Origin of the sequence: Streptomyces sp. NPDC085944 (assembly GCF_040686295.1) — a bacterium.
Taxonomy (GTDB): Bacteria; Actinomycetota; Actinomycetes; order Streptomycetales; family Streptomycetaceae; genus Streptomyces; species Streptomyces salinarius.
In genome coordinates, this window is sequence record NZ_JBFBJX010000003.1 from 107,761 (window position 1) to 125,577 (window position 17,817).

Here is a 17,817-nt window from a genome sequence, read left to right on the forward strand (position 1 = left end):
CGGGGCCTGGCACGCGCATCTACGGCGTTGTCGTCCCTCGCCGACTCCTCCACGCTCGGCTTCGCTCGCGCGGGAGGGGCCCCCATCGCGTCGACTCCCTCCTCCGCCTTGCAACTGCACGCGCCAGGCCCCGCCCACCAGCGGCAAGGAGGCGCCGCGGCCTTCTGCGACCTGATCCGCCGGACAGGCCCTAAGCGACCGCTCACCTTCGGCGGTATGGTGGTGCTCCTGTCACCGAGAGGGGCGAACACGCGATGAGTACGGCGGCCGAGACGACGGGCGGCGACATCGAGCCGTGGGAAGAGGTCACGCCTGACGCGGCCCGGCGGCTCCTGGTCGCCGCCGTGGAGGCGTTCGCCGAGCGCGGGTACCACGCGACCACGACCCGCGACATCGCCGGCCGGGCCGGCATGAGTCCGGCCGCGCTCTACATCCACTACAAGACCAAGGAAGAGCTGCTGCACCGCATCAGTCGCATCGGTCACACCAGGGCGGTGGCCATCCTGCGCTCCGCGGCCCAGGGCGAGGGCGGCGCGGCCGAACGGCTCGCCGGCGCGGTCAGCTCCTTCGTCCGCTGGCACGCCGGGCGGCGGACGACCGCGCGCGTCGTGCAGTACGAACTGGACGCGCTCGGTCCCGAGGCCCGGGAGGAGATCCTCACGCTGCGCCGGCAGTGCGACGCCGCGGTGCGCGGCATCATCGACGACGGCGTGGCGACGGGCGAGTTCGACGTGCCGGACGTCAAGGGCACCACGCTGGCCGTGCTGTCGCTCTGCATCGACGTGGCCCGCTGGTTCAACGTGAACGGCCCCCGGACACCCGACGAGGTGGGCGCGCTCTACGCCGACCTCGTGCTGCGGATGGTGGGGGCCGAACCCTCGGGGGTCGCTCAGAGGTAGTAGCGGGAGACCGACTCGGCGACGCACACCGGCTTGTCGCCGCCCTCGCGCTCCACGGTGAAGGCGACGCTCACCTGGACCCCGCCCTTGACGTCCTCGACGCCGGTGATCGTCGCCGTGGCGCGCAGCCGCGAGCCGACCGGCACGGGGGCGGGGAAGCGGACCTTGTTGGTGCCGTAGTTGACGCCCATCTTCACGCCCTCGACCCGAATCAGCTGCGGCCCGAAGAGTGGGAGCAGCGACAGGGTCAGATAGCCGTGCGCGATCGTGCTGCCGAACGGCCCCGCGGCCGCCTTCTCCGGGTCCACGTGGATCCACTGGTGGTCCCCGGTCGCCTCGGCGAACAGGTCGATCCGCTTCTGGTCGACCTCCACCCAGTCGGTGTACCCGAGTTGCTCACCCACCGCCGCCTTCACCTCGTCGGCGGACGTGAAGATCCTCGGCTCTGCCATGTCCCGGCCTCCCAAGTCGTACTGGTCCAAGCGAGTCTGCACTCTGCGTCAGTCTAAGCAACTGCTTAGCATGGTGGTCCCCGCAGTCCGTGTCAACGAGCCCGCCGGACGAGTGGCCGGGTCGGTAGGGTTCGAGGGGTGCCCCAGATTCCAGAGAAGCTCCAAGAGCTCACGGTCGGCCAGCTCGCCGCGCGCAGCGGTGCCGCCGTCTCCGCCCTGCACTTCTACGAGTCCAAGGGCCTGATCCACAGTCGCCGCACCTCGGGCAACCAACGCCGCTTCAGCCGTGACACGCTGCGCCGGGTCGCCTTCGTCCGCGCGGCGCAGCGGGTCGGCATCCCGCTGGCCACGATCCGCGAGGCGCTCGCCGAACTGCCGGAGGGGCGCACGCCCACCGCGGACGACTGGGCCCGGCTCTCCGAGTCCTGGCGCTCCGAACTGGACGAGCGCATCAAACAGCTCAACCGGCTGCGCGACCACCTCACCGACTGCATCGGCTGCGGCTGCCTGTCCCTGGAGACCTGCGTCCTGTCCAACCCCGACGACGCCTTCGGCGAACGCCGCGCCGGCTCCCGGCTGCTCGTGGAGCGACGCGGTTCCGCCGCCAGGAGCGGCCGACGGCCGAGCGGCGCCCGGGAGCCGGAAGTGCCGTGCTGCGGCGACTGACCGAGCGGTGGCCCCGGTCCTGCTGCCGGTCAGCCTCCGGCCCGGCCGCCGTGCTGCCCGTCAGCCTCCGGCCCGGCCGCTTGTCAGCCGTCGTAGTCGTGGCCGGGCGTCAGCCGTCGTCGTGGCCGGCCGAGGTTCACTCCGCGTCGTCGCGGCGGGCGGAGGTCCACTCCGTCAGCGCCGCGGTGACCAGTTCGGCGTTCGAGGCGGCCCGGTTGCCGCCCGGAAGGAACAGGGTGTCCTCCAGGCCGATCCGGGTCGCCAGGCCCAGCCGGCCGGCCAGCCGCAGCACCGGCCACGCCCCGCCGTCCTCGCCGTGGAGCAGGACGGGGCGGCCGTGAGCCGTGCCGAGCCCGGTCAGCAGGGCCCGCGCCGAGCCGCGCGCGGTCGCCGGGTCGGTGTCCGTGACCTCCGCCAGGACCCGCAACACCTTCGGCGCGAGCGGTGAGCGCAGGAACCGGTCCGCACCGTCCGTGCCGGACCACACGCCCGCCTCCACCGGCACCCCGCGTTCGAGCAGCGCCGCGGCCGTCTCCTCGGCGCCCGGCTCGTGCCAGTTGACCGACGCGTGGTCCGGCAGCGCCGTCCAGCTCCGGACCCGCGCCACCCGGGCCGCCGGATCGGGCTCGGCCCAGGCGCCCGTCGTGACCCCGACCGGCACACGGGCCGGCAGCCGCGCCCGTATCGCCTCCAGTGTCGCCGCGAGCACCCGCGGCGACAGCGTGTCCCGCCCGCACGGTGTCTTCGGGTGGACGTGGACGTCCGTGGCTCCGGCGGCGACCGCTTCGGCCACCGAGTCCGCGACCGCCTCCGGCGACAGCGGCACCACCGCACCGTCGGTGCTCCCCCGCGCCCCGTTCGCACACAACTGCACCATTCCCCCATGGTGCCGGGTGCCACTGACAACGCCGCCGGGGCGCCTCCCGCGCCGTCCGGGCAGTGGGGGAGTGCCCGTCGCAGCGGCACGGGCGCCATCCGAACGGCGCCACTGGGGTGCCGTACCGGCCACCGGGAGTGCGGCATCCCCGGCACACTCCCGCGGCCGGCTACGCCGACATCAGCAACCGGCCCCGGCGGGCGGCCGCCCGCGCGTCCGGAGTGAGGACGGGACGCGGCACGAGGATGCCGCAGTCCGTGCAGACCGGGCCCGTCGAGGGCTCGTGGTCCAGGTCGTACTTCCACACGAGGCGCTCTCCGTCGCACACCGGGCACACGGACCCCGGCTCACGCTCCAGCGCCGAGATCAGCCGGCGCAGCACCTCCGCCAGCGGCCCGTCGGGGTGGACCCGGGGGTCGTCGCACCAGGCCACCCCGAACCCGCCCCAGGTCAGCCGGTGCCAGTCGTCCACGCTGCCCGGCCTGCGCAGCCCGTCGTGCTTCTCCTTCCTGCGCCGCTCCGCGAACCCGACCTCGTAGGCCAGCCACACCGAACGCGCCTCCTCCAGCTCCTCCAGTGCGGCCACGAGCCGCGCTGGGTCGGGGGAGCGGTCCTCGGGACCGAACCCGGCCCGGGAGCAGAGATGGTCCCAGGTCGCCCTGTGCCCGTAAGGGGCGAAACGCTCAAGGCACTTGCGCAGCGAATAGCGCCGCAGCGCCAGGTCGCACCGTGGATCGCGGACCTGTCTCGCCAGACTTCGGAAACCGGCCATCGCCCTGCACCTCCGTCACACCTGCACCTGTACTTCGGTCACTTCGGCGTCGTCGTACGGACGTCGCCGAATAGACGTATCGACAACCGATTCGGCTCCATCCGATTTCCGATGCCCCCCATAAGCCGATCCAGCCGCTCCAAAAAAGTGACGCATGTTCACCTTCCCACTCGGGGATACCGGCGGTAACGTCCCGCCACACCCCCGTCGGGAGGAGCTGCCATGCCACGGCGCACCCCACGCAACGCCCTCGACAGACTGAGAACTCCCCGCGGTCTCCACGGGTTCCTGAAGACCGCATCCGTATGCGCCCTCATTGCCGGAGCTTTGTCACCGCTTTCCCCGGCGATGGCCGCCGGGACCGGGTCCACCGAGGTCACGGCCGCCGATGCCGTCGCCAACGACCACTGCGGCGGCCAGTGTTCCGACATCCTGCCGCCCGGCCAGAACGGCAACGCCACCCTCGCCCAGATCCTCCTCAACCAGGCGTTCGGCACCCAGCCGGCGCACGCCGAGGACCAGCTCGGCCCCTACGCCGACCTCGCCGCCGGCTACAAGGGCCTCACCAACGACAAGATCAACGACTTCTTCAACGACGCCTCCTTCGGCGTCCCGGACGGCCAGGCCGCCTCCACCGTCCGCCCCGCCGGACGCGACGACGTGACCATCGTCCGCGACAAGAAGACCGGCGTGCCGCACATCACCGGCACCACCCGCTACGGCACCGAGTTCGGCGCGGGCTACGCGGCCGCCCAGGACCGGCTGTGGCTCATGGACCTCTTCCGGCACGTCGGACGCGGCCAGTTGACCCCCTTCGCCGGCGGCGCCCCCGCCAACCAGGGCCTGGAGCAGCAGTTCTGGCGCAGCGCCCCCTACACCGAGGCCGACCTGGAGGCGCAGATCGAGAGCGCCGCAGCCAAGGCCGGTGAACGCGGCGAGCTGGCCCTGGCCGACGTCGACGCCTACGTCGCCGGCGTCAACGCCTACATCGACGCCTCCGACAAGGGCCGCTACTTCCCCGGCGAGTACGTCCTGACCGGACACAAGGACGCCATCACCAACGCCGGCACCATCGAGCACTTCAAGCGCACCGACCTGATCGCGCTGGCCTCCGTCATCGGCTCCCTCTTCGGCGCCGGAGGCGGCGGCGAGGTCAACAACGCGCTCTCCCTCCTCGCCGCCCAGGAGAAGTACGGCGTCGCCGAGGGCACGAAGGTCTGGGAGTCCTTCCGCCAGCGCAACGACCCCGAGGCGGTCCTCACCCAGCGGGACGGCAGCTTCCCGTACCTGCCCACCCCGGACGACCCCCAGGGCCGGGCCCTGCCCGACGCCGGCTCGGTCGAGGCGGAACCGCTGGTGTACGACCGTACGGGCAGCGCCGGCGCGGCGGGCGCGACCGGTGCCTCCGCCAAGGCGGCCGACACCGCCGTGACCTCGGCGCGGCGCGGCATGTCCAACGCCCTGGTCGTCAGCGGCGAGCACACCGCGAGCGGCCACCCCGTCGCCGTCTTCGGACCGCAGACCGGCTACTTCGCCCCGCAACTGCTCATGCTCCAGGAGATCCAGGGCCCCGGCATCAGCGCCCGCGGCGCCTCCTTCGCGGGCCTGAGCATGTACGTCGAACTCGGCCGCGGCCAGGACTACGCCTGGAGCGCGACCACCTCCGGCCAGGACATCATCGACACCTACGCGGTCGAGCTGTGCCAGGACGACCACCACTACCTCTACCGCGGCACCTGCACGCCCATGGAGAAGGTCGAGCGGCACAACGCCTGGAAGCCCACCGTCGCCGACGCCACGGCGGCCGGCTCCTACACGATGCGCGTCTGGCGCACCAAGTACGGTCCCGTCGAGTCCCGCGCCACGGTGGGCGGCAAGAAGGTCGCCTACACCACCCTGCGCTCCTCCTACCTCCACGAGGCCGACTCCATCATCGGCTTCCAGATGCTGAACGACCCGGACTACCTCAACAGCCCGGAGCGCTTCCGGGGCGCCGTCCAGCACATCAACTACACCTTCAACTGGTTCTACGCCGACTCCGAGCACACCGCGTACTACAACAGCGGAGACAACCCGGTGCGCGCGGACGGCGTCGACGCCGAGTTCCCGGTCTGGGCCCGGCAGGCGTACGAGTGGCGGGGCTGGGACCCGGCCGACAACACCGCCCGGTACACCGGCGCCTCCGCCCACCCGCAGTCGGTCGACCAGGACTACTACATCTCCTGGAACAACAAGCAGGCCAAGGACTACCCCGCCGCCTCCTGGGGCAACGGCTCCGTCCACCGCGGCAACCTCCTCGACGACCGGGTGAAGAAGCTGGTCGCCGAAGGCGGCGTCACCCGCACCGCGCTCGTCAAGGCCATGGCCGAGGCCGCCCTCGCCGACCTGCGCGCCGAGGACGTCCTGCCCGACCTGCTGAAGGTGGTCGAGTCCGCGCCGGTGACCGACCCGGCGGCGAAGGCGGCCGTGGACGGGCTGAAGGCGTGGCTGTCGCAGGGCGGCGGCCTGCGCACGGAGACCTCGGCGGGCTCGAAGAAGTACGCCCACGCCGACGCGATCCGCACCCTGGACGCCTGGTGGCCGCTGCTGGTGAAGGCCGAGTTCGAACCCGGCCTCGGCACCGACCTCTACACCGCCCTCACCCGCAACCTGCCCGTCGACGAGTCCCCGTCCGCCGCCCACGGCCCGACCGGCGCCCACGCCGGCAGCGCCTTCCAGTACGGCTGGTGGAGCTATGTCGACAAGGACCTCCGGGCCGTGCTCGGCGAGTCCGTCAAGGGCCCGCTCGCGCACACGTACTGCGGCGACGGCGACCTGGCCGCCTGCCGGGACACCCTGGTCTCCACCCTCAAGGAGGCCGCGGGCCGCACGGCCGCCCAGGTCTATCCCGGCGACGACAACTGCTCGGCCGGGGACCAGTGGTGCGCCGACTCGGTGATCCACCGCACCCTCGGCGGCATCAAGCACGGCGGCATCGGCTGGCAGAACCGGCCGACCTACCAGCAGGTCGTGGAGTTCACGTCGCACCGGTGACCGGCCGGGTCGACGGTCACTTGTAGAGCAGGTACTGGCGGCGGATCCTGCGGAACGCCGCCAGTTCCCTCTCCCAGCCGTCCACCACCTCGTCGGTGTCCGCGCCCGCGTCGATCATCGTGCGCACCTGCGTGGACCCGGTGAGCCTGTCGATCCAGTTGTCCGGCCGCCAGGCGAAGCCCTCCCAGGTCCGCCTGGCGGTCACCAGGAGGGCGATGCCGGTGCGCACCGGGTCGAACGCGGCCCGGTCGTGCACATGAAGCTGCACACCGCCGACGGTCCTGCCCGCGAACTTGGAGAAGGTGGGCGCGAAGTACGCCTCCCTGAACCGCACACCCGGCAGGCCGGCCCCGTTCGCGGCGGCGGCCCAGCCCCCGTCGATCCCCTCGGCGCCCAGCAGTTCGAACGGGCGGGTGGTGCCGCGCCCCTCGGAGAGGTTCGTGCCCTCGAACAGACAGGTCCCCGAGTACACCAGCGCGCACTCCGGCGTCGGCATGTTCGGACTCGGCGGCACCCAGGGCAGTTCGGAGGCGTCGTAGAACTCCGAGCGCTTCCAGCCCGTCATCGTCACCGTCTCCAGCGGCACCGGCGACTCGAGGAACTCTCCGTTGAACAGCAGCGCCAGCTCGGCGACCGTCATGCCGTGCGCCTGCGCGATCGGCTGCCGCCCGACGAAGGTGGCGAACTCCTCGTGCAGGACCGGCCCGAGGGCCGCCCGCCCGGTCACCGGGTTCGGCCGGTCCAGGACCACGAACCGCTTCCCCGCGAGCGAGGCCGCCTCCATGCAGTCGAACAGCGTCCAGATGTACGTGTAGAAGCGCGCGCCCACGTCCTGGATGTCGAAGACGACGGTGTCCACACCGGACGCCGTGAACACGTCCGCGAGCGGCTGTCCGTTCTTGAGGTACGTGTCGTACACCGGCAGCCCGGTCGCGGGGTCGTCGTAGCGGCCCTCCGAGCCGCCCGCCTGCGCCGTGCCCCGGAAGCCGTGCTCGGGGCCGAAGACGGCGGTCAGGTTCACCCGGTCGTCGGCGTGCATGACGTCGACGATGTGGCGTACGTCGCGGGTGATGCCGGTCGGGTTGGTGACGATGCCGACCTTCTGCCCGTCGAGCGGGGCGTAGCCGCCGTCCGCGAGGCGCTCGAAGCCGGTGCGCAGCCGACGGCCCCCGTGCCCCGCGGGTGCCGCGTGTGCCGTGCCGGTCGACACGGCGGCGGCGGTGGTGGTGCCGGCCGCGACCGCGGCCGTCGTGGCGAGCAGGTTGCGTCTGGACAGCGTCATGCGGTGACCTCCGTGATCGCGGCGGGTGTCATGCGCACGCACGCTAACCCGCGCTCGGGCCGCAGGGAATGGAGTAGACCGCGGTTCGCCTCTTCCGCCGTACATACCGACTGGTTAGTCTGGCGCTCCAACGGGCAGCGGGCAGTGCCCGAAGCGTGTCGCGTGTCGAAGGAGACCGATGGTGGAAGCCGTGCAGGATGCCGGAGTCGTCGTCACCGGGGCGGGAGGCGGCATCGGGGCCGCGCTGGCCCGGCGATTCGCCGCCGAGGGGGCCCGGGTCGTCGTCAACGACCTGGACGCCGTGCGGGCGAAGGCCGTCGCCGACGAGATCGGCGGCGTCGCGGTTCCCGGCGACGCCTCCGCGATCATCACCGAGGCCCGTGACGCGCTGGGCGGCACGGTCGACGTGTACTGCGCCAACGCGGGCGTGGGATGCGGCGGTTCGGAGGCGGCGGAGGAGTCCGTCTGGGCACTGGCCTGGGACGTCAACGTCATGGCACACGTCCGCGCGGCCCACGCACTGCTCCCCGACTGGCTGGAGCGCGGCAGCGGCCGCTTCGTCTCCACCGTCTCCGCCGCCGGACTGCTCACCATGATCGGCGCCGCCCCGTACAGCGTCACCAAGCACGGCGCGTACGCCTTCGCCGAGTGGCTGTCCCTGACGTACCGCCACCGCGGGATCAAGGTCCACGCCATCTGTCCGCAGGGCGTGCGCACCGACATGCTGGCCGCCACCGGCAGCGCCGGCGACCTGGTGCTGCGGCCCACCGCGATCGAACCGGGCGACGTCGCGGACGCCCTGTTCCAGGGTATCGAGGAGGACCGCTTCCTGATCCTGCCGCACCCCGAGGTCGCCGGGTACTACCAGGCGCGGGCCGCCGACCCCGACCGCTGGATGCGCGGCATGAACCGGGTCCAGCGGCAGTGGGAGGAAACGACGGCCGGGTGACCGCACGCCCGGCGCCCGCCCCGCGCCGGGCGCCCTGCCCGACGCGCCGAAGCCGGAAAGTGGGAAGATCCTCCGTCGGGAACCGCGTTCCCCTACGCGGCAGGACCCGACAGTGAACGGACAGCGAAACGGAAAGGCAGGTGACGGCAGTGCCCAGGACCACGGACGGGGACGGCACTCCGGTGCCGCAGCGGCTCCTGGCCGCCGCCACCCGGCTCTTCGCCGAGCAGGGCTACGACCGCACCTCGGTACAGGAGATCGTCGAGGCGGCAGGCGTCACCAAGGGGGCGCTGTACCACTACTTCGGCTCCAAGGACGATCTCCTGCACGAGGTGTACGCGCGCGTGCTGCGCCTCCAGCAGGAACGCCTGGACGCCTTCGCGGACGCCGACGAGCCGGTCGAGAAGCGGGTGCGGGACGCGGCGGCCGACGTCGTCGTCACCACCATCGAGAACCTCGACGACGCGTCGATCTTCTTCCGCTCCATGCACCAGCTCAGCCCGGAGAAGAACAAGCAGGTGCGTGCGGAGCGCCGGCGCTACCACGAGCGCTTCCGGGCGCTCATCGAGGAGGGGCAGCGGACCGGCGTCTTCACCAAGGAGACCCCGGCCGACCTGGTGGTGGACTACCACTTCGGCTCCATCCACCACCTGTCCACCTGGTACCGCCCCGACGGCCCGCTCAGCCCGCAGGAGGTCGCCGACCACTTGGCGGACCTGCTGCTGCGGGCGCTGCGTCCGTGAGACGCCCGGTGAGGTGATCGGCCAGGGCCGCCGCCGCGGGATTGCGCGGCCGCGGCCCGCGCCCGGCCAGTACGACGGTCCGGCCCGGCTCCGGCTGCCGGATCTCCACACACGGCAGCCCGGCGCGCTCACCGATCCGGCGCGGCACGAACGCCACGCCGATCCCGGCCCGCACCGGGTCGACCAGCAGCCCGATCCGGGTCACGTCACAGGTGATGCGGCGCTCCAGACCGCAGTGGGCCGCGAGCCGTCCATCTGTTGGACCGCTGCTCGGTCCGCGAGCCAGCCAGGAGGCATGACGCGCAGACCCTCGTCCTGGCCCCGTCTCCTCGTCTTCCTCCGTGCCCTCGCGCGCGCCGACCACCACTGCTCGGGCGGCTATTGACCGGCTGCCCGCGGGAAGGCGGTCAGAGGTACTTCTTGATCTCCCGGCGGGCCAGCGAACGCTGGTGCACCTCGTCCGGGCCGTCGGCGATCATCAGTGTCCGCGCGCCCGCGTACAGCTCGGCCAGCGGGAAGTCCTGGCTCACGCCGCCCGCGCCGTGCAACTGGATCGCACGGTCGATGATGTCGACCACCGCGCGGGGCGTGGCGATCTTGATGGCCTGGATCTCGGTGTGCGCACCCCGGTTGCCGACGGTGTCCATCAGCCAGGCGGTCTTCAGCACGAGCAGCCGCAACTGCTCGACGGTGACCCGGGCGTCCGCGATCCAGTTGTGCACCACCCCCTGCTGGGCCAGCGCCTTGCCGAAGGCCTCGCGGGACACCGCGCGGCGGCACATCAGCTCGATCGCCCGCTCCGCCATGCCGATCAGCCGCATGCAGTGGTGGATCCGGCCGGGACCGAGCCGGGCCTGGGCGATGGCGAAGCCGCCGCCCTCCTCGCCGATCAGGTGGGACACGGGCACGCGCGCGTGGTCGAAGGTCACCTCGGCGTGGCCGCCGTGGTAGTGGTCCTCGTAGCCGAAGACCTGCATGGCCCGGTCGACCGTCACCCCTGGCGTGTCGCGCGGAACCAGCACCATCGACTGCTGGCGGCGGATGTCCTCGCCGTCCGGGTCGGTCTTGCCCATCACGATGAAGATCCCGCAGTCCGGGTTCATCGCCCCGGAGATGTACCACTTGCGGCCCGTGACGACGTACTCGTCGCCGTCCCGCTCGATGTGCGTGGTGATGTTCGTGGCGTCCGAGGAGGCCACGTCGGGCTCGGTCATCGCGAACGCGGAGCGGATCTCACCGGCGAGCAGCGGCTGAAGCCACCGCTTCTTCTGCGCCTCGTCACCGAACTGGGCCAGCACCTCCATGTTCCCGGTGTCCGGCGCCGCGCAGTTCGTCGCGGTCGGCGCCAGCTGCGGACTGCGGCCGGTGATCTCGGCGAGCGGGGCGTACTGCAGGTTGGTGAGGCCGGCGCCGTGCTCGGCGTCGGGGAGGAACAGGTTCCACAGCCCCCGGCGGCGGGCCTCGGCCTTGAGGTCCTCCACGACCTGCGGGGTCTCCCACGGGGAGGCGAGCCGCGCGCGCTGCTCGTGGGCCACCTGCTCGGCCGGGTAGACGTACTCGTCCATGAAGGCGAGCAGCCTGGCGCGGAGTTCCTCGGTGCGTGTGTCGTACGCGAAGTCCATGGGGGTCAGCCCTTCTGAAGGGTGGTCAGGCCGTGCTCGATGAAGACGGGGACGAGGTCGCCGATGCGGTCGAAGCCGCGGCCGACCGTCTGGCCCAGCGTGTAGCGGTAGTGGATGCCCTCCAGGATCACGGCGAGCTTGAACCACGCGAACGCCGTGTACCAGGCGACCGTCGTGACGTCGCGCCCCGAGCGGGCGGCGTACCGCTCGATCAGTTCGGCGGGCGCGGGGTGGCCGGGGGCCTGGGCGGTGGTGGAGACGGGGGAGTCGGCCATGCCGAGCGGGCTGCTGTACATCACCAGCAGGCCGAGGTCGGTCAGCGGGTCGCCGAGCGTGGACATCTCCCAGTCGAGGATGGCCCGGATCTCGTCGCCCTCGCCGCCGATCAGGACGTTGTCGAGGCGGTAGTCGCCGTGCACGACCGTGGGGGCGGGGGAGCGGGGCAGCTCCCGGCCGAGGGTGGCGTGCAGTTCGTCGATGCCGGCCAGGTCACGGTTGCGGGAGGCGTCGAGCTGCTTGGCCCAGCGGCGCAGCTGGCGGTCCAGGAAGCCCTCGGGGCGCCCGAAGTCCGCGAGGCGCACCTCGGCGGGGTCCACCGCGTGCAGCCCGACCAGCGTGTCGACCAGGTTCAGCACCGCGGCGCGGGTGCGCTCCGGGCCGAGGGGCGCGAGCTGCTCGGCGGTGCGGTACGGGGTGCCCTCCACGAACTCCATCACGTAGAACGGCGCCCCCAGCACCTCCTCGTCCTCGCACAGCAGCACCGGGCGCGGCACGGGCACGTCCGTCGGATGCAGGGCGCTGATGACGCGGTGCTCGCGCCGCATGTCGTGCGCGGTGGCCAGGACGTGGCCGAGCGGCGGGCGGCGTACGACCCAGCGGGCGGCACCGTCCGAGACGGCGTAGGTGAGGTTCGACCGTCCGCCCTCGATCAGTCGGCCGGACAGCGGCCCGGTCACCAGGCCGGGCCGCTCGCGGTCGAGCAGGACGCGCAACCGGTCGAGATCGAGTCCGGGCGGGTGATCGGGGCTCATCGGCTCTCCTGGGGCAGGCGAACGGTACCCCCACATGATGCCGACCGGTCGGTATGTCGTCCAGTGGGCGGACGGAACGTGACCGGTGTTACGGGCAGGTCGGGCGCGGCTTCGGGTTCAGAGAACCAGGACCGCCCCGCAGGCGGCGAGAGCGAGCGTGCACAGAGCCGCGGCGGCGGCATGCGGCGGAGTGAGCGTACGGGGTCTGTTCGCCGCGGCGAGGGTGCGGATACGACCGTGGGCGATGCGGAGGAAGGCCAGCCAGAGGACGCAGCACAGGGCGACGGCCAGCACCGAGACGGCCGTCGCGCCCCCGTGCAGCGCGGCCTTCACGGCGAGTACGGCGACGACCGTGCCGGACAGGGTGGTACGCCGCCAGGCGAGCCGGGTGCGCTCGGGCTGGAGCCCGGGATCGCGGTCCGCGGGGTCCGTGTCGGCGCCGCTCACGCTCAGCCCTCCCAGCCGACGAGGACCACGACGACCATGACGACCGCTACCACGGCCACGACCAGGCTGAGCAGCGCCGGGAAGCGGGAGACGGGGAGGTCCTCGCCCCGGCGCATGGCGCGCTCGCAGCGTGCCCAGTGGTTCACGGCCCGCAGCGAGCACAACACCCCGGCGGCGAGCAGCGCGAGCGCGAGCCCGACCCGCCAGCCCCACCGCAGGTCGGGCAGGAACTGGTCCACCGCGAACCCGCCGCCGATCAGCGCGAGGGCGGTACGCAGCCAGGCCAGGAACGTACGCTCGTTGGCCAGCGAGAACCGGTAATCGGGAGTTCCCCCTTCCCGCCGCACCTCAGCGGGCACGAACCACAACCGAACACTCCGCGCAAATTCACTCACCCGGGGACCCTATCCGCCGCTCCGCCCCTTGGCAGCGTGCACCCACCCGCCCCGCCCCGTAGCTGCGTGCAGTCGCCGCCCCGCCCCCTCCAGCTGCGGGCAGTCGTGCCGCCGGGGCGGCGCGGGTGGGCGCTGGGGGTACCTCCCAGGCCGTTCAGGCACTGGGGGAGGCACCCGGCCCGGGCCCCCGCCCCCCGCCCCAGCCCCGCGCCGGGCGAGGAGGAAACGCCGGACCACTCACCCCCGCCGAGCCCGCAGCCGCGCATACGCCGCCGCCCCGTCCGGCACGAACTCCCACACTCCCTCCCCGACCCGCCGCTCCAGCTCCCCCTCGGACAGGAATCCGTACCACGCCACCTCCTCCACCTGAGGAGACACCGCCCCCGCCACCCGCACCTCGTACACCGCCGACCACCACGACCGCCCCGCCCCGTCGTCGTACAGGAACTTGAAGAGGAACTCCGGCCGCGGCAGCCCGCTCACCCCCAGCTCCTCCTCCGCCTCCCGCAGCGCCGCGTCGTCGTACGACTCGCCCGCGCCCACCACCCCGCCGACGAACATGTCGTACAGCGCGGGAAACACCAGCTTCGAAGCCGTCCGGCGGTGGACGAACACCCGTCCCTCGGGGTCGCGCGCCCACACGAAGACGCACCGGTGCCGCAGCCCCCGGTCGTACACGTCGCCCCGCCGGGCCCGCCCGACCACGCGGTCGTTCTCGTCGACGACGTCGAGGATCTCGTCAGCAGAACTCATCCGCCCATCCAAGCAGCTCGCCCATCGAAGCAGCCCGCCCATCGAAGCAGCTCGCCCATCCGAACAGCTCGCCCATCGAAGCAGCCCGCCCGGCCGACCAGCCCCGCCCGGCCCCGCCGTACCGCAGTGCCCGTCAGCCCCGCTCCAGCGCCGGTTCCCGCCCGCTCTCGCCCGTCCCCGTGCCCGCCCCCTGCGGCATCGCCGGGTGCAGGCCCAGCAGGACGATGCCCGCCACGATTGCCGCGAGGCCGCCCGCCTCCCACGCGAGCGCCCCGGCGTAGGTGTGCAGCCGGTCGCCGAGGAAGCCGACCCCGCAGGCGATCCCGGCGAGCGGCTGGGCCGCCGTCAGCGCGGGCAGCGACCGGCGCAGGGGCGCCGTCTCGAAGGCGCTCTGGACCAGGAGCAGGCCGGTGATGCCGAGCACCACCACGGCGTACGGCTGCCAGCCCGTCAGCAGTTCCGCCAGGCCGCCCGAGGTGAAGCGCCGGCCGCTGACCCGGGTCAACGCGTCCTGCACCCCGTACACCAGGCCGGCGGCCAGCGCCAGCAGTGCGGGCCCCCAAGTCAGCCGCACGCGGCCGGCCCACAGCGTGAGCAGCAGGGCCAGCCCCAGCATGACGCCGACGATCAGCCAGTGCCGTACCGGGTCCGTCACCGCATTGCCGCCGCGCGGCTCGCCCGCGAGGATGAACGCGCTCACGCCGCCCGCGAGCAGTGCGAGGCCGGCCCAGCCCTGGCGCCCCAGCGGCTGCTTGGTCCGGACCCGGGACAGCGCGAGGGCGAAGAGCAGATTCGTCGCCAGGAGCGGTTCGACGAGGCTCAGTTCGCCGCCGCCCAGTGCGAGCGCGCCGAGGACCAGACCGGCCACCATCAGCCCCGTGCCGGCCAGCCAGCACGGCATCCGCGCGAGGTCGAGCAGGAGGCGGGGCGAGAGGAAGTCGCCCAGCGGAGCGCGCTCGGCCGCGTTCTGCTGGAGGACGAAACCGAAACCCAGACAGCACGCGGCGCACACGGCGAGGACCAGAACCAGAACCGACACGCTGCGTACCTCGATCGTCAGTCGGGTCACGGGGGCGTCGGGGACGACTCTAGTGCGGGTGGCCGCCGGGTGCCGGGCAGGCGGCGCATTCGGGGTGCGGCCCGCCGACGGACCCCCGGGGCGGAGGCGGTGACCGCGGCTACCCAAGTTCCGCTGCAGTAAAGGGAGTTGACGCGTGTAACGCCACGGTCCCTCTTGACGCCAAGCCTTGGCTGCCGGTTTGCTGTGCGTGATCAGTTCATGGCGATCCGGTCATGGCAGTCCGGCTACGACGACCTAGCGTGTCGCGTGAGGAAGTTTCCCGCGGTGTCCCCACCTCCGCCTCCCCTCGGCCGCGGCCGCAAACGCGCGGCCCAAGCCTTCGACGACGCCCTCGACGACGCCGAACTCATCCCCGCTCGCGCCGCGTTGGCCCAGGGGCGCTGGCAGTCCGTCCGCTCCCTGCTGGTCCACACGGGTGACGACTGGGACCGCCGGGGGCACCGGGTCTCCGTGCTGGCCAAGGAGTCCCACTGCGCCCCCTGGGCCCGCGAGTGGCTGCTCGCCGACCCCGGCTCCGCCGACGCCTCGGTGCTCCTCGCCCACGCCCTGGTCTACCGCGCCCTGCGGGGCAGGGAGAAGCCCGCGCGGGTCCGCGAGGCGTGCCGGGACGCCGCCGCCCTGGTGCCGGCCGACCCCACGCCCTGGCTCGGGCTGCTCGTGCTGGAGCGCGCCCTGGGCGCCGACGAGGACGTCGTCCGCGTCTTCGACGAGGTGCGCGGGCGGTACGCCGACCACCACCACGCCCACCACCTGATGGCGGCCCGGCTCGCCGAGCGCGGCGGCGACGGCCCCGACCCGCTGCACGAGGTGTACGACTTCGCCAACTGGGCCGCCGAGCAGGCACCCGCCGACTCCCCGCTGGCCATCCTCCCGGTCGTCGCGCACGCCGAGCGCTACCGCGTGCTGGCCGCCGCCGGACACGGGTCCCCCGACCCGACGGCCTCGGGGCACTGGGTCGGCCGGCGTGCCCGGCTGGTGATGAAGGCGGCCTTCGACTGGTGGCTGGAGTGGGAGCAGGACGGCCACCCGCGCCGGCTGATCGACCTCAACTTCCTCGCCCACGCCAAGTCCTGCGAGGGCCGCGGCGCCGAGGCCGCCGCCCTGTTCCACCGCATCGGCGAGCACGCCACGCCGGCCCCGTGGTCGTACCCGGACCGCGACCCGCTCTCCGCCTTCCGCGCCGCTCGCTCCGGCGCGCTCGGCACGACCTGATCGCCCGACGAACCCGAAGCACACCACCCACGAGGAACACGAGAGAAGGACGTCCTGCGATGACCACGGGCAGTTCGAGCACGAGCAGATCCGCGAGCGGTGGCGCCATCAGTACCTTCAAGGGCGAGGATCGCGCCCTGCGCGCCGACCGGCTGGGCACCGGAGGACTGCTCCTGTCCGTGCTCGCCGCCACCGCCCCGCTGATGGTGGTCGCGGGCGTCATGCCCACCACCTTCGCGGTCATGGGCATCGTCGGACAGCCACTCCTCTTCGTGGTGCTCGGCGTCGTGCTGATCCTCTTCAGCATCGGATACGCCGAGATGAGCCGGCACGTCCACAACGCGGGCGCCTTCTACGCCTACATCGCCCGGGGCCTGGGCGGCACCGCCGGCGCGGGCGCCGCCCTGGTCGCGCTGGTCGCCTACAACGCCCTCCAGGTCGGCATCTACGGCATCTTCGGCTTCGAGGTCTCCGGACTGCTGTCCACCTACGCCGAGCTCGACGTGGCCTGGTGGATCCCGGCCCTCCTGGCGGTCCTCGCGGTCGGCACGCTGGGCTGGCTGAAGATCGACGTCAACGCGCGCGTGCTGGGCGTCCTGCTGCTCATCGAGGTCGTCCTGGTGGTGGTGTTCGACATCGCCGCCGTCGCCGACCCTGGGGTGCAGGGCCTGTCGCTGCACGCCTTCAACCCGGACACCCTGACCGGCGCCGGGGTCGGCACCGCGCTGTGCTTCTGCATCGCCGCCTTCCTCGGCTTCGAGCAGGCGCCGGTGTACGCCGAGGAGACCAGCCGGCCGCACCTGCTCGTTCCGCGTGTCATGTTCCTGGCGGTCGCAGGGGTCGCCGTCTTCTTCGCGCTCAGCAGCTGGGCCCTGACCGTGGCCACCGGACCCGACAAGATCGTCGGCACCGCGCAGGAGCAGAGCGCCGGACTGCTGTTCTTCCTGACCGAGTCGCGGCTCGGCGACACCTTCACCGACGTGCTCCACGTCCTGTTCGTCACCGGCATGTTCGCCGCGCTGCTCAGCTTCCACAACGTCGTCGCCCGGTACGCCTTCGCCATGGGCCGCGAGGGGCTGCTGCCCGCTGCCTTCGGGCGGACCAACGGCAGCAGCGGAGCACCCGGCACCGGCTCGCTGCTCCAGACCGCCGTCTCCGCGGTCGTCGTCGTCGGCTTCGCCGTCGCCGACGACAAGCCCAGCGGCGACCCGACCGAGCCCGTGCTCCACCTGTTCACCTGGGGCGGCAACATCGGTGCCCTCGGCGTGATCGTGCTGATGGCAGCCGCCTCGTTCTCCGTGGTGGCCTTCTTCGTCCGGCGCGGCGCCGCCGGGGCGCAGGGCGTACGCCTGGTCACCTCCACCGTCGCGGGCCTGGCCCTGCTGGTGATCGCCGGTTACACCGTCAAGGACTTCGACGTCCTCGTCGGCGCGGGCCCCGACTCCGCCCTGAGCCGGGTGCTGCCCGGCATCATCGGCCTCGCCGCCGTCGCCGGAGTGGTCCAGGGCCTGGTCCTGCGCTCCCGCGCCCCCGAACGGCACGCCCGTATCGGCCAGGGCAACGAGGCCTTCCAGCTGGACAAGGCCGCGTCCGCCTGACGACG

Annotated in this window: 18 protein-coding genes; 7 read left to right on the forward strand and 11 right to left on the reverse strand. The window is 72.6% G+C overall.

Going from position 1 to position 17,817, the window contains the following annotated elements; all coding sequences use genetic code 11:
* Nucleotides 1-254 precede the first annotated feature (254 nt).
* Nucleotides 255-899, forward strand: a complete 645-nt coding sequence (locus tag AB0P07_RS06795; RefSeq protein ID WP_365546138.1) for a TetR/AcrR family transcriptional regulator — start codon at nt 255-257, stop codon at nt 897-899.
* Here the strand turns inward: AB0P07_RS06795 and AB0P07_RS06800 are convergent.
* Nucleotides 890-1,351: a MaoC family dehydratase gene (locus AB0P07_RS06800; RefSeq protein WP_365546140.1), complete on the reverse strand. Its 462-nt coding sequence runs from the start codon at nt 1,349-1,351 to the stop codon at nt 890-892. The genes AB0P07_RS06795 and AB0P07_RS06800 overlap by 10 nt on opposite strands.
* Nucleotides 1,352-1,489: 138 nt before the next feature.
* Here AB0P07_RS06800 and soxR point away from each other — a divergent pair, with 138 nt between their 5' ends.
* Nucleotides 1,490-2,017, forward strand: coding sequence for a redox-sensitive transcriptional activator SoxR (soxR, locus tag AB0P07_RS06805; RefSeq protein WP_365546143.1), 528 nt, complete (start codon nt 1,490-1,492; stop codon nt 2,015-2,017).
* Nucleotides 2,018-2,153: 136 nt separating this feature from the next.
* On the opposite strand, the gene AB0P07_RS06810 is transcribed toward soxR, so the two are convergent.
* Complete coding sequence (locus tag AB0P07_RS06810) at nt 2,154-2,894, reverse strand: 3-keto-5-aminohexanoate cleavage protein (RefSeq protein ID WP_365546146.1); 741 nt, start codon at nt 2,892-2,894, stop codon at nt 2,154-2,156.
* Nucleotides 2,895-3,063: 169 nt separating this feature from the next.
* Nucleotides 3,064-3,666 carry a hypothetical protein gene (locus tag AB0P07_RS06815; RefSeq protein ID WP_102930296.1) on the reverse strand — a complete coding sequence of 201 codons (603 nt, stop codon included), beginning with the start codon at nt 3,664-3,666 and terminating at the stop codon, nt 3,064-3,066.
* 222 nt (nt 3,667-3,888) lie between these two features.
* Here AB0P07_RS06815 and AB0P07_RS06820 point away from each other — a divergent pair, with 222 nt between their 5' ends.
* A complete protein-coding gene (locus AB0P07_RS06820; RefSeq protein ID WP_365546149.1) occupies nt 3,889-6,699 on the forward strand; it encodes a penicillin acylase family protein in 2,811 nt (936 codons plus the stop codon).
* Between the two features lie 16 nt (nt 6,700-6,715).
* Here the strand turns inward: AB0P07_RS06820 and AB0P07_RS06825 are convergent, their stop codons facing one another.
* The gene (locus AB0P07_RS06825; protein WP_365546152.1) at nt 6,716-7,981 is read right to left on the reverse strand and encodes a DUF1343 domain-containing protein; all 1,266 of its coding nucleotides are present in this window, start codon (nt 7,979-7,981) and stop codon (nt 6,716-6,718) included.
* A 178-nt stretch (nt 7,982-8,159) separates the two neighbouring features.
* Between AB0P07_RS06825 and AB0P07_RS06830 the strand changes: the two genes are divergently transcribed.
* Nucleotides 8,160-8,930, forward strand: coding sequence for an SDR family oxidoreductase (locus AB0P07_RS06830; protein ID WP_365546155.1), 771 nt, complete (start codon nt 8,160-8,162; stop codon nt 8,928-8,930).
* Nucleotides 8,931-9,079: 149 nt separating this feature from the next.
* Nucleotides 9,080-9,673, forward strand: coding sequence for a TetR/AcrR family transcriptional regulator (locus AB0P07_RS06835; protein WP_102930292.1), 594 nt, complete (start codon nt 9,080-9,082; stop codon nt 9,671-9,673).
* Here AB0P07_RS06835 and AB0P07_RS06840 read toward each other — a convergent pair.
* The 7 genes from AB0P07_RS06840 to AB0P07_RS06870 all read right to left on the reverse strand — a co-directional run bounded on the left by AB0P07_RS06840 (nt 9,612) and on the right by AB0P07_RS06870 (nt 14,960).
* Complete coding sequence (locus tag AB0P07_RS06840; protein WP_365547052.1) at nt 9,612-9,959, reverse strand: LysR substrate-binding domain-containing protein; 348 nt, start codon at nt 9,957-9,959, stop codon at nt 9,612-9,614. The genes AB0P07_RS06835 and AB0P07_RS06840 overlap by 62 nt on opposite strands.
* A 121-nt stretch (nt 9,960-10,080) precedes the next feature.
* Complete coding sequence (locus AB0P07_RS06845; RefSeq protein ID WP_365546158.1) at nt 10,081-11,295, reverse strand: acyl-CoA dehydrogenase family protein; 1,215 nt, start codon at nt 11,293-11,295, stop codon at nt 10,081-10,083.
* Nucleotides 11,296-11,300: 5 nt separating this feature from the next.
* Nucleotides 11,301-12,326, reverse strand: a complete 1,026-nt coding sequence (locus AB0P07_RS06850) for a phosphotransferase family protein (RefSeq protein ID WP_365546161.1) — start codon at nt 12,324-12,326, stop codon at nt 11,301-11,303.
* A 117-nt stretch (nt 12,327-12,443) separates the two neighbouring features.
* Complete coding sequence (locus AB0P07_RS06855; protein WP_365546163.1) at nt 12,444-12,773, reverse strand: DUF202 domain-containing protein; 330 nt, start codon at nt 12,771-12,773, stop codon at nt 12,444-12,446.
* Between the two features lie 2 nt (nt 12,774-12,775).
* Nucleotides 12,776-13,168: a DUF202 domain-containing protein gene (locus AB0P07_RS06860; protein WP_365546165.1), complete on the reverse strand. Its 393-nt coding sequence runs from the start codon at nt 13,166-13,168 to the stop codon at nt 12,776-12,778.
* 237 nt (nt 13,169-13,405) lie between these two features.
* Complete coding sequence (locus AB0P07_RS06865) at nt 13,406-13,921, reverse strand: NUDIX domain-containing protein (protein ID WP_365546167.1); 516 nt, start codon at nt 13,919-13,921, stop codon at nt 13,406-13,408.
* 133 nt (nt 13,922-14,054) lie between these two features.
* Entirely contained in the window at nt 14,055-14,960 is a 906-nt protein-coding gene (locus tag AB0P07_RS06870; RefSeq protein WP_365546170.1) for a DMT family transporter, read from the reverse strand.
* Nucleotides 14,961-15,266: 306 nt separating this feature from the next.
* On the opposite strand from AB0P07_RS06870, the gene AB0P07_RS06875 reads away from it, so the two are divergent.
* Both AB0P07_RS06875 and AB0P07_RS06880 read left to right on the forward strand, forming a co-directional pair.
* Nucleotides 15,267-16,214 carry a hypothetical protein gene (locus AB0P07_RS06875; RefSeq protein ID WP_365546172.1) on the forward strand — a complete coding sequence of 316 codons (948 nt, stop codon included), beginning with the start codon at nt 15,267-15,269 and terminating at the stop codon, nt 16,212-16,214.
* 59 nt (nt 16,215-16,273) lie between these two features.
* Nucleotides 16,274-17,812: an APC family permease gene (locus tag AB0P07_RS06880; protein WP_365546175.1), complete on the forward strand. Its 1,539-nt coding sequence runs from the start codon at nt 16,274-16,276 to the stop codon at nt 17,810-17,812.
* The last annotated feature ends 5 nt before the right edge of the window (nt 17,813-17,817 follow it).

Coding starts and splice junctions, on each gene's coding strand:
- AB0P07_RS06795 (WP_365546138.1), top strand. CDS start 255: ATGAGTACGGCGGCCGAGACGACGGGCGGCGACATCGAGCCGTGGGAA.
- AB0P07_RS06800 (WP_365546140.1), bottom strand. CDS start 1,351: ATGGCAGAGCCGAGGATCTTCACGTCCGCCGACGAGGTGAAGGCGGCG.
- AB0P07_RS06810 (WP_365546146.1), bottom strand. CDS start 2,894: ATGGTGCAGTTGTGTGCGAACGGGGCGCGGGGGAGCACCGACGGTGCG.
- AB0P07_RS06815 (WP_102930296.1), bottom strand. CDS start 3,666: ATGGCCGGTTTCCGAAGTCTGGCGAGACAGGTCCGCGATCCACGGTGC.
- AB0P07_RS06820 (WP_365546149.1), top strand. CDS start 3,889: ATGCCACGGCGCACCCCACGCAACGCCCTCGACAGACTGAGAACTCCC.
- AB0P07_RS06825 (WP_365546152.1), bottom strand. CDS start 7,981: ATGACGCTGTCCAGACGCAACCTGCTCGCCACGACGGCCGCGGTCGCG.
- AB0P07_RS06830 (WP_365546155.1), top strand. CDS start 8,160: ATGGTGGAAGCCGTGCAGGATGCCGGAGTCGTCGTCACCGGGGCGGGA.
- AB0P07_RS06845 (WP_365546158.1), bottom strand. CDS start 11,295: ATGGACTTCGCGTACGACACACGCACCGAGGAACTCCGCGCCAGGCTG.
- AB0P07_RS06850 (WP_365546161.1), bottom strand. CDS start 12,326: ATGAGCCCCGATCACCCGCCCGGACTCGATCTCGACCGGTTGCGCGTC.
- AB0P07_RS06865 (WP_365546167.1), bottom strand. CDS start 13,921: ATGAGTTCTGCTGACGAGATCCTCGACGTCGTCGACGAGAACGACCGC.
- AB0P07_RS06880 (WP_365546175.1), top strand. CDS start 16,274: ATGACCACGGGCAGTTCGAGCACGAGCAGATCCGCGAGCGGTGGCGCC.